Source organism: Foetidibacter luteolus (genome assembly GCF_009650435.1).
GTDB classification, from domain to species: domain Bacteria; phylum Bacteroidota; class Bacteroidia; order Chitinophagales; family Chitinophagaceae; genus Foetidibacter; species Foetidibacter luteolus.
Genome location: NZ_VVIP01000079.1, coordinates 45,934 through 58,618, shown reverse-complemented (window position 1 = coordinate 58,618; position 12,685 = coordinate 45,934). Strand labels below are relative to the sequence as shown.

Genomic DNA, 12,685 nt, shown 5'->3' with positions numbered 1-12,685 from the left:
ACCGCAGTGGAGAACTTGCACATCATCGCCCCTAAAAACCCCAAGCATTTACACACCAACAGACTGGTAACCTGCAACTTGTAACCGGCAACTGTCTTTCGGGTGAGGGATTGAAGCGGTTACCCCGGTGAAGCCATCGCAGCAGGGCTCTTGTGCCGGAGTAATAGCGGAAAGCCCGGCCCGAGGTACGAGGGACACCCCCTAAAAACTCAATTTTACATCCTGCCTGTAGCCGGCAGGCTGCTAAATTTGTTACCGGCCGGAAAAACTGCCCGCCCAGGTGTATACCAAAAACGCCAGCATATAGACGGATAGGAATACAGTAAAAACTGCCGGAGCTATCCATGCGCTTAAGCAGGTACATACACCCAGCCCAATAAGGGCAAAAGCCATCCAGAAAGATGGTTTGCGGGTGACAAAGCTTATGGGGTATTGCAACTGGCTTAAAGGCATGGCCAGCGAAAAAACGACAATTGAACAGAAAAACAGGGCGCCTTGTGTTTTTCCGCCGGTAGTGAAATTGAGTGTAAAGAAAATAATAGACAAAAGGATAACGCCCCCAATACTCCAGGCATTATATTTTTCGCTGCTGGTAAGGGCATATTTACCTTCTTTATGAAAAGAAAGGTAAAGGTTGGCAAGCGAGTTGCCTATCCACGAAAACACAACAAAAGCAAGGTACAATGCTGCCAGCACAAAAGCGAGTACCTGCCATCCTGCCGATTTACTGGCTGATGTAGCAAGCCGCACCCCTATCCACAACGCAATGATAATACCCCAGCGTGCAGCTTTTGATTTGGACGACAGCCAAAGGGAAAACATAAGCAGCCAGCGGTAAGGCGGCACATTGGCTTTTAGCGACTCTTTGAGCCCGGCCCTTGCCCGGCCCATGGTAGGCTCAATACGCAACGCTTCCCTGAAATGCTCACGGGCCTGTTTATGCTTGCCCTTTTCAAGAAAATGCCAGCCGTAATTGGTATGTGTAAAAGCATTATCGGGGTCTATGGAAAGTGCTTCTTTGATGGTTTCATAAGCTTCGTCGCTGCTTTTAAGGCGGAACAAAGCCTGGGACCGGGCATTAAGGCAGGTGAGTTCTTCGGGGTCAACATTTAGGCCTTCATTGGCCTTTTCAAGGGCGGCTTTATAATTGTGCTGCTCCATGTAAATGTAAGCGTACAATCCAAAATAACCGGCATGGTAAGGGTTCAACTGAATGGCAATATCCAGTTGCTTAGTTGCCTCTTTAAGGTTATCTTTTTGATAATGGGCAAAACCCAAAAGATAATAAGGCCTGTCGCTGTGCGGGTCAAGAAGAATGGCCTGCTGCAACAGGGAAATGCCCGCATCGTAGTCTTTTGCATCTATTTTACACTCAGCCAGCAGCAGCATAGCTTCATGGTCGTTAGGGTCTTGCTGCAAAGCATAGCCCACTTCTTTTTCCGCATCTTTAAGCCTGCCCTGGCCCAGCAGCAGACGGGCCCTTGCTATGTGCCGGTTTTCGCCAATCATTACTTCTTAATTTTCAGGTATTTCAGTATTTCATCGTACAGGCCTGATTCATTGGCGTACAAAGCATAATTCCTGGCCGTGTTAAACCATTCGGTAGTGGTAGGCCGGTGCTGTTTAACGGCTTTTTGCAAGTCTTTGGAAGTTATTTTTTCCACGGAGCCTTTGGTAAAAGATTCCTCCAGCTTCAACTCCGTTGCAATATCCACAATGGCCTGCAGGTCTGCGCCGGAGTATCCGTCGGTAACTTTGGCAATCGCGTTTATATCAATGGGTTCAACCGGCTTATTTTTCAGGTGCTGTTTTAGTATCTCCACCCTGCCCTGCTCATCTGGCGGCGCCACAAAAATAATACGGTCAAAACGCCCGGGCCTTCTAAAGGCACTGTCAACACTCCAGGGTGCATTGGTAGCAGCCAGCACTAAAACGCCGTCGTTTTTGCCGTGTACACCATCCAGTTCTGCCAAAAACTGGTTAATAACATGGCGCATGCTGCTTTGGCGCAAATCGCTGCGGCTGGCGCCCAGCGCATCCACTTCATCAAAAAACACTACACAGGGGGCATTTTTGCGGGCAAATTCAAAAACAGCGTGCAGGTTTTTCTCGCTGTTGCCCATCCACATATCCAGTATATCGTGCAGACCTATGTTAATAAAACCGGCGTTAATTTCGCCGGCGGTTGCCCTGGCCAGGTAAGTTTTGCCACAGCCGGGCGGGCCGTAAAGCAGTATGCCCCCTCCTATCTTTTTGCCAAACGCCTTGTATAAATCTGGGTTTTTAAGCGGCTGGATAATCTTCATGGCAATTTCACGCTTCACCTGCTCCATGCCGCCCACATCTTCAAATTTCAGGTCAGGTTTTTCCATCAGGAAATTTGGTTTGCCTGCTTCATCGTCAAAAGCGAAGTCGTCATCATCATCAAACTCAAAATCATCATTAAAGGCGCCGGCAGATGGTGTTCTAAGTATGGCATCCAGCTCCACATCAGTAAAAGACGGATTTAAAGCCAGAACTTTTTTATACACTTCCACAGCATCGCTCATAGAGTTTTCTTTAACCAGGCAGCGCACATACTGCACCATTTCATCCCAGGTAAGCTCATCCTGTTTCCACAGTTCTTCAAAAACTATAATAGCGGTAGAGAATTTTTTCTGCCTGAAATATACAGAGGCAAGGCCCTTCCTGGCTTTGGCGTTGCCGTAGTTTCTTTTCAGCACTTCATTAAACTGTCCCGCGGCATCATCCAGCAGGTTTTCCTTCAGCATCATATCTGCCACATGTAACCGCAATGGAATGTTTTCGGGAGAAAAAGACAATGCTTCCTTCAACTGGTCTATAGCTTCACTCATATTATATTCATTTTCAGGGTAAATGGGTACTATATATGCAAAACGCCCTGGTATTATTGTTTTAAATGGGAATATTATTTTGGGGGTGTCCCCAAGCTATAGCAAGGGGCCGGGCTTTCCGCTCATACTCCGGCACAGCAGCCCGGCTGCGATGGCCTCACCGGGGTAACCGCTTCAATCCCTCACCCGCATCCTCATCCCTGCTCATTTGTTACGGGCGACAATCTACCCTCTGTGGCCAACCTGGCAAAGGCTTAGTACAACATACGCACTTTAATGGTTTCCTTTACATCACGTATCAGCTCCAGCGCTTTGTTGGACAGCTTTTTATCAACATCCAACACCACGTAACCTATTTCTTCATTGGTTTTAAGGTATTGGCCAACAATATTGATATTATTTTTTGATAATTCAGTGTTAATAGCACTCAGCACACCAGGCACGTTGTTGTGTATGTGCAGTATACGGTGGGCGCCTTCTACCGGGGGCAGGCTTAACGCCGGCACAGTATGAGAACCAAACGTAATACCTTTCTCAAGATAATTAAAAAGCTTGATGCTTACATCTTCGCCAATGTTTTGCTGGGCCTCTTCAGTAGACCCACCAATGTGCGGGGTAAGGATAACGTTGGGTAAACCCTGTAAAGGTGTTTCAAATTTGTCGCCGTTTTTTTCCGGCTCCCAGGGGTACACATCAATGGCCGCACCACCAAGGTCACCAGCAGCTAAACAATTAGCAAGCGCCTGAAGATCAACTACTTCTCCCCTGGCATAGTTAATTAATATAGAACCTTTTTTAAAATTCCGGAGAACGCTTTTATTGATAAGGTTCTTTGTTTGGGCGGTTTCGGGCACGTGCAGGGAAATTACATCGCTAAGGCTTACCACCTCCTTAATACTTTTGCAGGAGTTGGCATTGCCCAGCGGCAGCTTGGTTTCTACATCATAAAATAACACTTTCATACCCAGGGCTTCGGCCAATACGCTCAACTGGCTGCCTATATTTCCATAGCCAATAATGCCCAGCGTTTTACCACGCAGCTCAAAGCTTCCCTTGGCTTCTTTTAGCCAGATGCCCTTATGGGCGGCATTATTTTTATCGGGAATCCTTCTTATCAGCATAATGGCTGCACCTATTACCAGTTCTGCCACGCTGCGGGTATTGCTGTAGGGCGCATTAAAAACAGCCACCCCGTGTGTGGTAGCTTCTTTTAGGTTAACCTGGTTTACGCCAATACAAAAACAACCGATGGCCTGCAGCTTTTTAGCTGCTTCAAGCACCCTTGGGGTAATTTTTGTTTTGGAGCGTATGCCGAGCAGGTGTACATCCTTAATTTCATGCATCAGTTCTTCTTCACCTAATGCGCCGGCCAGCTTTTTTACGTTTTCATAGCCGGATTGCTTAAACCGCTGAACAGCCTTATCACTTATGTTTTCTAAAAAAAGAATGTTGATCTTCTCTTTGGGATAACTGGTAATTGCCTGGGTCATTTCTTTGGTTATTTATAAAAAGTGGACGAAAATAGTGGTTAATAGCAGCAATAAAAAAGCAAAATCCCCCCGAAACTTTTGATACAGTCGGAGGGATTGCTATTCTTTTTACGTAAACAACGGTTATTTCTTCGCGTAACGTTTTTTGAATTTGTCAATACGGCCCGCAGTATCTACCAATACGTTTTTGCCTGTGTAGAAAGGGTGCGAGGTATTCGAAATTTCCAGCTTAACCAGTGGATACTCGTTGCCATCTTCGTGTTGGATGGTTTCTTTGGTAGCTGCGGTAGAGCGGCTCAGGAAAGTTGTGCCGTTACTCATGTCTTTAAAAACAACCAGCCTGTAGCTGTTTGGATGGATACCTTGTTTCATGTAATGAAATTTTTAAGGTGCCACGGATATGGCCGTGTGCTTTATAAAATGGAGCGCAAAGATAGGGGGAACAGGGTTTTTGGCCAAAAAAAGAGAATTAATCCGTTTCGTATCTTTTTTTAAATTTGTACGAAAAGATAGTATGCAGGAAAAATTGACCATATTAATTTCAAGTGAGCGAAAGAAATTCATAAAAAAACATGCCCGCTCACAAAACAAAAGCATTTCCAGGTATATAGATGACTTACTGGCCTCCATACAGCGGGATTCAGGCAAAACACAAGCTGAAACTGATGAATGGATTGATAAAACCGCAGGCACTTATACAACCGGCAGCAAGGATATTCTTGCTGAATTCACATTCTAACTACTCCCCCGAATTCGTATTGATCACAAACACATTGGCCCAGCTTGCCTTATTAGCTTCTATAAAACGCTTGTGTGCAGGGTGGTGAAAATACTTTTCCGAATCTTCTTTCGATTTGATGGTTACAATATGTACATAGTCGTAATCGGCGGTGCTTTCGTAACTCACTTTTTCAGCTTCGCCGCCTTCGTAAGCAACAATTTCAGGTATGCTGTCTTTTAAAGCGGCAAAATATTGAATATGTTTCTGCCTGTCTGCATCAGAAATGCCCTGTTTGAATTTAAAACATACAATGTGCTTGAACATATTGCTTTGACGGTGTTTTATAAAAGCGAATGAGGAAATAGCTACTGTTACAGCGGTAATAAGGATAATACTTTTGGTTAGCTTCATATTGGTTAACTTTTCATGTTATTAAATTGCAGGGGCATGCCCAGATCGGCGCCCTTTAATGCGGCTATTACAGCCTGCAGGTCGTCAATCTTTTTGCCTGTTACCCGCACAATATCGTCCATTATCTGGGCTTGTACTTTAATACCGCTGTCTTTTATCAGCTTCACCACTTTTTTAGCATCTTCCTGCTTAAGGCCGTTTTTAACGGATATTTCCTTCTTTATCACTTTGCCGCTGGGATAAGCGTCTTTGTCAAAATTAAACGCGTTGGCGGCTATACCCTGCTTCATGGCCCTGCTGATGATAACATCTATTACCTGCTTCATCTTCATCTCGCTTTCTACTTCCACATTAAGCAGGTATTCTTTTTTGTTTAGGTCAATGTTAACCGGCGAATCCTTAAAATCAAACCGGTTGCTAATTTCTTTTTTAACAACGTTAACCGTATTATCAAGTGTTTGGAGGTCAACGGCGCTGGCTACATCAAAAGATGGCATAACAATACTTTTTGATTGGGAAAATAAGCTCAAATGTAAGGCGATTTAGGTTTACTGCAGCTACTTACCCAGCCCGGTAAACAGCAGTATATCAAGAAAGCCCGTCTTTTCGTCAAAGCAATTACCTGCCCTGCAGGTTATAAAGTTCCTTTGACATGAAAACACAATTCATCAACTAAAAATTATTTGTTATGAAACAGTTTATTGCAAAGCCGTTGGCCTTTACCGCTTTTTGCCTGGTAACTTTTGCGGTTACCGCTTTTGCCGGCGCCGATAGCTATACCATTTACCTGAACAACAAACTTATTTTAAAACAGTATGTTCACCAGGCAGGCTTAAAGCTTGATGACCTGCAGCTAAGCGAAGCGAAGGCCGGCGATAACCTGGTTGTTTTTTACAGCCATTGCGGGGAAGTGGGCAAAGGCAGAAGTGTTGCCATAAAGGATGCCGCTGGTAATACGATTAAAGAGTGGAAGTTTGCCGATGCGGAAGGCAAAGATGCCGGAATGACCATACCTATAAACGAACTGCTGGCGCTGGAAAAGAAGCATGCAGGAAAAGGAATGCAGATTTTTTACTATTCTTCAAAGTTTTTACCGAAGGGTACAGCCCTTGCAGGCATAAATTTAAACGGCAAAAAAACAGCTTGGCTTAATACTGATGAAGGTGGCCAACGCCTGGCTGAACTGGCCAGGTAAGGCTGTTGCCAAAACACGCAGCATGGCTGCAAAAGAAGCAACAGGCTGCACCTAAGGGTGAGGGATTGAAGCGGAAAGCCCGCAACCACCGTAGCCTTAGCGGAGGTGGTGAGGACTTGTAGCGGAAAGCCCGGCCCGAGGTACGAGGGACACCCCCTGAAAAATCTTCTGCTACTCAATTTACAATCTGCCATCACCCGTAAGCACAAATTGTTTACGGGTGATTTGTTTATCGCTATGTGCTATGGAAAATGTATTTTCAACCCATGCAACTGAATATTTACAAAAACTACCAGGAACTGTCGGAACAGGTGGCAAGGCAAATTCTGCAACAGGTTATTGATAAACCGGAGGCGGTTATTTGCATGGCCTCTGGCGATACGCCCAAATTAACCTGCCAACTGCTGGCAGCCATGGCTGCAAAAGAAGGAACAGATTTTAGCCGCGCTACGTTTATTGGCCTGGATGAATGGCTGGGCATACCGCCTGATAATACAGGTAGCTGCCACTACTTTTTACACCACTACTTATTTGAACCGCTAAGGCTGGCAACCGGCCAGGTATTTGTATTCGACGCCCTTACCGCCAACCCTGCCAAAGCGTGTGCGGACATGGATGCTGTTATTGCAGAAAAGGGCGGTATTGACCTGATGATTGTGGGCATTGGCATGAATGGCCATATAGGATTTAATGAACCCGGCGTTTCTTTTAACCTGCATGCGCATGTTATAGATCTTGACGAAACAACCATTACTGTTGGGCAAAAATATTTTGCAGAACCGGTACCCCTGAGCCAGGGAATAACGCTGGGCCTGCAACATTTGCTGGATGCCCGCAAAGCCATTGTTATTGCCAACGGCGCAAAAAAAGCGGGCATTATTTATAAAACCATACACAACAAAATAGGTAACGATATACCCGCTACTGTTATAAGGCTGCACAACAACGGAGAAATTGCTATTGATGAAGAAGCGGCATCTATGCTAACCCGCTGAACGATTGCTTATATACCCCACACTTGCCAATGAAAATGAATGATGCCAACAGGCTGCGTATTCTTTACTTCCTTGTGTTTTGCTGCACGGCTGCCTGGCTGCCCATATTTGCAGACTACCTGAAAGACCATGGCATAACCGGCCTGAAAAGCGGCATTATTTTAAGTGTTACGCCCTGCATGATGTTTTTGGTGCAGCCTCTTTTCGGCATGGTGGCAGACAGGTATGGCTATAAAAAATGCCTGCTCTGGTCCACAAGCCTGGCTGCTGCCAGCTACCTGCTTTACCTGTATAGTGGTGGTTTTGCATGGCTTTTTATGATTACTATTTTCATGGCTTTTTTTTATAACGGCGTGCAGCCGGTGCTGGACAGCCTATCCCTGCAGCTTGTGCAAAAGAACCCCTCTTTTTCTTACGGAAGCCTGCGCATTGCCGGCGCTGCGGGCTGGGCGGTTACAGGCATAGTTACCGGGTATTTAATTACGCATATCAGCACCACCGTCATCTTTATTATCTCGGCCATAAGCATGTTCCTGGCTTTTTTATTTGCTTTTACGTTAAAGACAGATAAGGCCATTGCAACCAATGGCCAGGGGCAGTCTTTTAAGCATGCAGCAAACGTGTTTAGCAACAAAAACCTGTTGTTCCTGCTGCTTTGTGTGGTGCTTATTTCTGCCGGCGCAACCACTATCTGGAACTTTTATTCGCTGTACATGAAAGAGAACGGCGCAAAGGCCTCGCTGGTTGGTTATGGGCTTTCCTTACAAGGCATTTGCGAGTTGCCCTTGTTTTATTTTTCCGCTGTAATTATACGCAGGCTTGGCCTTAAAACAACACTGCTTATTACCGTTTTTACTACTGCGGCCCGGTTGCTGTTATACAGCGTAACAACCAACCCGCATGCAGCGCTGTTTATAGAGCTGTTGCACGGCATTTCCTGGTCGTTGTTTTGGGTGGCATGTGTGGAATATGTAAACCGGCTGGTGGCTGTGGAATGGAGGGCTACGGGCCAATCGTTGCTGTATGCCGCTTACTACGGCGCAGGCGCTATTGCAGGCAACCTGTGGACAGGCTTTTTGTACGATGCCCACATGAAGATATCCGCCATTTTTTTATTGAACGCTGCAGCCGTTTTTGTAACGGGGCTGGTAATGGCCTTTGTTATGAAAACGAGGGCCACAGAATTACCCTACAGAAAGTAATTTTTATGGTCCCGGCTGGCCCCCGTCCCCTGAAGGGGAGTTATTATGGGCCCGGCTGTAGATTTACTATGAGGCTTTACTTGCGTCGCACTCTTGTACGTTCTGTTCGCTACGCAGCTTTTCCCGCTTTTTGCACCAGGGCATTATCAACCAGGCATCTCTCCTACCCCTTCCCTCCTGTTACCCTGTGTACACAAATATTAAATGGAACACGGATGACACGGATGGAACGGATACTTAGGATTTTTTAATGCTGCGATGCAGCATTAGCCGGCAAATCCATATTTTTTTTAGCGTGTAAGTTTGATTTTTTAATGGATGTTTTCGCAAATGCGAAAACAAGCAGTGAAAATCCATTTTATCCGTGTCATCCGTGTTCCTTTGTTTCTTCTAAAAATGTGTACACACGGTAGCTTCCCGCATGCGGGCAATATACCAGTCCACAAATTTGGCCACATCTAATTCCACGGGAGCATAAGGACCGGGCTGGTAATGGCTTGATTCAATACCGCTGAAATTGTTTTCGCAAAGTTCCCAATCCTGTTCACCGGTTATCTTCCAGAACTCTGTTAAGCGGCTGGTTTCGTAATCTATGCCTTCAACAGCGTTGTTGTCCACAAGCCATGTTAAATCAATAATGGTGCAAGAAGGGCTTACTGCGGTAAGGCGCATCGTCCACATGTAGTCGCTAACGGCATCCATCCAAAAATTAGGGTACACTACCAAGCCCAGTACGCCGGCATCGTAATCCTGGTGTTGGCCCATGGGCTTAGCCACGGGTTTACCGTCAAGGCTGTAGCTGGATACACCCGGCCGTAACGGGTAGCGCACCGCAAAATGGAAAGAGTCTGCTGTAAAATCAATATTGTCTGTAGCCAGTCCTTTGCCTTTCCATGCCACCCGGCGCTCTGTTAAAACTTCTTCTACAGGCTCCCGCAGGTTGGCGCCAATAACGGCGCTGCAATATTCCGGGTGGGCCGGGCCGCAATGGTAACATTCCCTGAAGTTTTCTGCCACCAGTTTCCAGTTGGTGCGTAGTTCGTAGCGTTTTTTAAAGGCCACTTTTGAGCTTTGCAGTTGATATGGCTTTAAAAACGATGCATAATCTTTGGCCACGGCAGCAAAGTCGGGCGGGTTATCGTTCAGCGATATAAAAATAAAACCTTCCACCACCTCCACCTTTACCGGGTGCAGGCTGTGCGTGGCTTTATCAAAATCATCTGGCATCAGCCGCGCTTTTAATAGGCGGCCATCTTTGTCAAATACCCATTGATGGTAAGGGCAAATCAGTTTGGCAGCATGGCCTGCTTCTTCCAGGCAAATGAGTGATCCCCTGTGGCGGCAGGTATTGTAATGCGCAAACACCTCGCCGTTATTACCGCGTATGATGATGATGGAATCTGTATGTACTTTGTAAGTAAAAAAGTCGCCCGGTTTGGGTATGTCCGCAACGGTGCCGGCGAACAACCAGTATTTTCTCCAGATATGTTTCCATTCTGCCTCAAAAACTTCGGTACTGGTATAAAACGGCTGTTCAAGGCTCCACCCGGATTGATAATGGTCAAGAAGACCTGGCAGGCAGGCTTTATTCATAATGGCATGCTTTAAGTGATGATAACCGCGCATAAATGTACAGAGTTATTTTTGAACAGAGGGGCTTACATACCCGGGCTAAAAAGCTGCGTAGCGAACAGAATGTACAAGAGTGCGACGCAAGTAAAGCTTCATAGTAAATCTGCTGCCCGGCCCATAAATTTTTAAAAATTCCACCATTACCGGCTATAACATTGTTTTGATAATAGCTGTAGCTTTAGCCTACTTTCATTGCTATAAAACCAAAATTTACCACTATGCAAAAGTTAGTCTTACTGCTTGCCGTAACATTCTTTTCTGTTTTCGGGATGGGCATAAACGCCCAAACCAACAATGCACAGTTTGCGCTTGAGTACATGCAAAAAACAAAGGACCGCCTGCTGAACGATGTAAAAGGACTTTCTGAACAACAACTTAACTGGAAAGCTACTGACAGCAGTTGGAGCATTGCCAATTGCATTGAACATATTACCGCGTCGGAAAAAGCTTTATTCGATATGGTGCAGGGCGTTCTGCAGCAGCCTGCAGACCCTTCTAAAAAAGGCGAAGTAAAACATACGGATGAAGGCATTATAAAAATTATTACTGACAGGAGTTTTAAAGCCAAGGCCCCTGAAGCGTTAAGGCCCAGCGGCCAGTTTGGAAATGTGGCGGAAACACTGGCTACATACGAAGAGCGAAGGGATAGCCTTATGAACTTCACCAAAACAACCACCGCTGATTTGCGCAGCCATTACCTGGATTTTCCGTTTGGCAAAATTGACGCTTACCAGGGGCTGCTGTTTATAGCCGCCCACAGCGAAAGGCATACGCTGCAGATTGAAGAAGTAAAAGCCAACCCCGCTTTTCCGAAAAGCTGACACATTATTAACCATTCATAAACAAGTACTATGACAACAAGTGAAAACGCTCTAAACTGGTTTGAGATATCCGTAGCCGATATTAACCGTGCACGCAAATTTTATGAAGCCATTTTTGGTATTGAAATGGAGCAGCAAAACATGATGGGTATGGAGATGGCTTTTTTCCCGTACGACCCTGGTAGCGGCAAGGCGTCCGGGGCATTGTGTAAGAGCGGCATGCATAAGCCGGGAACTGACGGGGTTAAACTTTACCTGAACGGCAACCCCGACCTGGCCGATGCCCTTGGGAAAGTTGAAGCGGCTGGCGGCGCTATTGTTATGCCCAAAACCAAAATAAGCGATGACATTGGTTACATGGCTTTCTTTAGCGATACTGAAGGCAATGTGGTGGCCCTGCATTCTCAGAGCTGATTACTGAAGAGGCAATGTCGTTTAGTTAGTAAACCAATGTCAGGTTGAGCTTATCGAAACCGGTTTTTATCCTTTGCTTTTTATGCATACGCCTTCGACAAACTCAGGCTGACATCTATAACTAAACGACATTGACTGAAGGATTATCAAGCTTAGTACAGCGCCTGCAAAACAGCAAACTGGTTTTTGCAGGCGTTTTTACAGAAAGCATTAACTGCACAAATCTTTAAGCCTATGCCATACAACGAACAGTTAGCTGACAGGACAAGAGAACTTATTGCAGCCGCAGCATCTAACGTGGAAGAAAAAAGAATGTTTGGCGGGTTGTGTTTTATGGTAAACGATAAAATGTGTGTTGGCGTAGAGCAGGAACGTTTGATGGTACGCCTGAACCCCGCCATTTACGAAGAGGTTCTGGAAAACGAAGGCTGCCGGCCCATGGATTTTACCGGCAAGGTTATGAAAGGCTATGTGTTTGTGGATATTGATGCCTTACAAACCAAAAAGCAACTGGAATACTGGATTAACCTTGCGCTGGAGTATAATGCAATAGCCAAAGCTTCAAAGAAGAAAAAGAAATAAACCCGGTTACTTAAATATACTGAGCGATTGCCTGAATACCAGTGCGATTGTATCAACAGGTATATCCTCTTCCGGGTTCACCAGCAGTATTTTCATCTTCGCCCTTTTCTCAATCAACAACTGCGGATGCTCTATGTGCGTAGACTGGCAGATACCAATATAAGGCTGTTTGTATTTTTTATGTATCCACAGGTAGCAAAACATTTTACCGTTGTAATAATAAAATGGTAACCCATACTTCCAGTGCTCGGTAATACCTGCATTGTATTGAAGTATAATTTGCCTGAGTGCCTGAAGGCAGCTTTTTTCAGGTTCGTTTTTTTGCAGAAAAAAATTGTCGAGTGCGCTTAACATGGGTATTCCGGTT

At 45.5% G+C, this 12,685-nt stretch carries 15 protein-coding genes; 7 read left to right on the top strand and 8 right to left on the bottom strand.

The window, feature by feature from the left end; translation table 11 throughout:
• Positions 1-252: 252 nt before the first annotated feature.
• The 4 genes from F0364_RS24685 to F0364_RS24670 all read right to left on the bottom strand — a co-directional run bounded on the left by F0364_RS24685 (position 253) and on the right by F0364_RS24670 (position 4,717).
• Positions 253-1,509 carry a tetratricopeptide repeat protein gene (locus F0364_RS24685; RefSeq protein WP_153800489.1) on the bottom strand — a complete coding sequence of 419 codons (1,257 nt, stop codon included), beginning with the start codon at positions 1,507-1,509 and terminating at the stop codon, positions 253-255.
• On the bottom strand, positions 1,509-2,855 hold the full coding sequence (locus tag F0364_RS24680) for an ATP-binding protein (protein ID WP_153800488.1): 1,347 nt from the start codon (positions 2,853-2,855) through the stop codon (positions 1,509-1,511). Before F0364_RS24680 ends, F0364_RS24685 begins: the two co-directional genes overlap by 1 nt.
• Before the next feature lie 254 nt (positions 2,856-3,109).
• On the bottom strand, positions 3,110-4,345 hold the full coding sequence (serA, locus tag F0364_RS24675; protein ID WP_153800487.1) for a phosphoglycerate dehydrogenase: 1,236 nt from the start codon (positions 4,343-4,345) through the stop codon (positions 3,110-3,112).
• A gap of 123 nt (positions 4,346-4,468) precedes the next feature.
• Positions 4,469-4,717 carry a type B 50S ribosomal protein L31 gene (locus tag F0364_RS24670; RefSeq protein ID WP_153800486.1) on the bottom strand — a complete coding sequence of 83 codons (249 nt, stop codon included), beginning with the start codon at positions 4,715-4,717 and terminating at the stop codon, positions 4,469-4,471.
• Between the two features lie 142 nt (positions 4,718-4,859).
• On the opposite strand from F0364_RS24670, the gene F0364_RS24665 reads away from it, so the two are divergent.
• Positions 4,860-5,084: a DUF6364 family protein gene (locus F0364_RS24665; protein WP_153800485.1), complete on the top strand. Its 225-nt coding sequence runs from the start codon at positions 4,860-4,862 to the stop codon at positions 5,082-5,084.
• On the opposite strand, the gene F0364_RS24660 is transcribed toward F0364_RS24665, so the two are convergent.
• Both F0364_RS24660 and F0364_RS24655 read right to left on the bottom strand, forming a co-directional pair.
• On the bottom strand, positions 5,085-5,477 hold the full coding sequence (locus F0364_RS24660; protein WP_153800484.1) for a Dabb family protein: 393 nt from the start codon (positions 5,475-5,477) through the stop codon (positions 5,085-5,087).
• Between the two features lie 5 nt (positions 5,478-5,482).
• Positions 5,483-5,974: a YajQ family cyclic di-GMP-binding protein gene (locus F0364_RS24655; RefSeq protein ID WP_153800483.1), complete on the bottom strand. Its 492-nt coding sequence runs from the start codon at positions 5,972-5,974 to the stop codon at positions 5,483-5,485.
• A gap of 191 nt (positions 5,975-6,165) precedes the next feature.
• Here F0364_RS24655 and F0364_RS24650 point away from each other — a divergent pair, with 191 nt between their 5' ends.
• From F0364_RS24650 to F0364_RS24640, 3 genes are all read left to right on the top strand, one after another.
• Positions 6,166-6,672, top strand: a complete 507-nt coding sequence (locus F0364_RS24650) for a hypothetical protein (protein WP_153800482.1) — start codon at positions 6,166-6,168, stop codon at positions 6,670-6,672.
• Between the two features lie 266 nt (positions 6,673-6,938).
• On the top strand, positions 6,939-7,667 hold the full coding sequence (locus F0364_RS24645; protein ID WP_207632865.1) for a 6-phosphogluconolactonase: 729 nt from the start codon (positions 6,939-6,941) through the stop codon (positions 7,665-7,667).
• A gap of 29 nt (positions 7,668-7,696) precedes the next feature.
• Entirely contained in the window at positions 7,697-8,869 is a 1,173-nt protein-coding gene (locus tag F0364_RS24640) for an MFS transporter (protein ID WP_153800480.1), read from the top strand.
• Between the two features lie 390 nt (positions 8,870-9,259).
• Here F0364_RS24640 and F0364_RS24635 read toward each other — a convergent pair whose 3' ends face one another.
• Positions 9,260-10,462, bottom strand: a complete 1,203-nt coding sequence (locus tag F0364_RS24635) for an aromatic ring-hydroxylating oxygenase subunit alpha (RefSeq protein WP_207632864.1) — start codon at positions 10,460-10,462, stop codon at positions 9,260-9,262.
• Between the two features lie 257 nt (positions 10,463-10,719).
• Between F0364_RS24635 and F0364_RS24630 the strand changes: the two genes are divergently transcribed.
• The 3 genes from F0364_RS24630 to F0364_RS24620 all read left to right on the top strand — a co-directional run bounded on the left by F0364_RS24630 (position 10,720) and on the right by F0364_RS24620 (position 12,318).
• Positions 10,720-11,322, top strand: a complete 603-nt coding sequence (locus F0364_RS24630; protein WP_153800478.1) for a DinB family protein — start codon at positions 10,720-10,722, stop codon at positions 11,320-11,322.
• Between the two features lie 30 nt (positions 11,323-11,352).
• Positions 11,353-11,736 (top strand): VOC family protein, encoded by a 384-nt coding sequence (locus F0364_RS24625; RefSeq protein ID WP_153800477.1) that lies wholly within the window; start codon positions 11,353-11,355, stop codon positions 11,734-11,736.
• A 234-nt stretch (positions 11,737-11,970) separates the two neighbouring features.
• Entirely contained in the window at positions 11,971-12,318 is a 348-nt protein-coding gene (locus F0364_RS24620; protein ID WP_153800476.1) for a TfoX/Sxy family protein, read from the top strand.
• A gap of 6 nt (positions 12,319-12,324) precedes the next feature.
• Here F0364_RS24620 and F0364_RS24615 read toward each other — a convergent pair whose 3' ends face one another.
• On the bottom strand, positions 12,325-12,672 hold the full coding sequence (locus F0364_RS24615; RefSeq protein WP_153800475.1) for a DUF1801 domain-containing protein: 348 nt from the start codon (positions 12,670-12,672) through the stop codon (positions 12,325-12,327).
• Between the last annotated feature and the right edge of the window lie 13 nt (positions 12,673-12,685).

What these genes read in the sequence shown, in the direction of transcription:
- F0364_RS24685 (WP_153800489.1), bottom strand. Translation starts at nt 1,509, where the DNA reads ATGATTGGCGAAAACCGGCACATAGCAAGGGCCCGTCTGCTGCTGGGC.
- F0364_RS24680 (WP_153800488.1), bottom strand. Translation starts at nt 2,855, where the DNA reads ATGAGTGAAGCTATAGACCAGTTGAAGGAAGCATTGTCTTTTTCTCCC.
- serA (WP_153800487.1), bottom strand. Translation starts at nt 4,345, where the DNA reads ATGACCCAGGCAATTACCAGTTATCCCAAAGAGAAGATCAACATTCTT.
- F0364_RS24670 (WP_153800486.1), bottom strand. Translation starts at nt 4,717, where the DNA reads ATGAAACAAGGTATCCATCCAAACAGCTACAGGCTGGTTGTTTTTAAA.
- F0364_RS24665 (WP_153800485.1), top strand. Translation starts at nt 4,860, where the DNA reads ATGCAGGAAAAATTGACCATATTAATTTCAAGTGAGCGAAAGAAATTC.
- F0364_RS24660 (WP_153800484.1), bottom strand. Translation starts at nt 5,477, where the DNA reads ATGAAGCTAACCAAAAGTATTATCCTTATTACCGCTGTAACAGTAGCT.
- F0364_RS24655 (WP_153800483.1), bottom strand. Translation starts at nt 5,974, where the DNA reads ATGCCATCTTTTGATGTAGCCAGCGCCGTTGACCTCCAAACACTTGAT.
- F0364_RS24650 (WP_153800482.1), top strand. Translation starts at nt 6,166, where the DNA reads ATGAAACAGTTTATTGCAAAGCCGTTGGCCTTTACCGCTTTTTGCCTG.
- F0364_RS24645 (WP_207632865.1), top strand. Translation starts at nt 6,939, where the DNA reads ATGCAACTGAATATTTACAAAAACTACCAGGAACTGTCGGAACAGGTG.
- F0364_RS24640 (WP_153800480.1), top strand. Translation starts at nt 7,697, where the DNA reads ATGAAAATGAATGATGCCAACAGGCTGCGTATTCTTTACTTCCTTGTG.
- F0364_RS24635 (WP_207632864.1), bottom strand. Translation starts at nt 10,462, where the DNA reads ATGAATAAAGCCTGCCTGCCAGGTCTTCTTGACCATTATCAATCCGGG.
- F0364_RS24630 (WP_153800478.1), top strand. Translation starts at nt 10,720, where the DNA reads ATGCAAAAGTTAGTCTTACTGCTTGCCGTAACATTCTTTTCTGTTTTC.
- F0364_RS24625 (WP_153800477.1), top strand. Translation starts at nt 11,353, where the DNA reads ATGACAACAAGTGAAAACGCTCTAAACTGGTTTGAGATATCCGTAGCC.
- F0364_RS24620 (WP_153800476.1), top strand. Translation starts at nt 11,971, where the DNA reads ATGCCATACAACGAACAGTTAGCTGACAGGACAAGAGAACTTATTGCA.
- F0364_RS24615 (WP_153800475.1), bottom strand. Translation starts at nt 12,672, where the DNA reads ATGTTAAGCGCACTCGACAATTTTTTTCTGCAAAAAAACGAACCTGAA.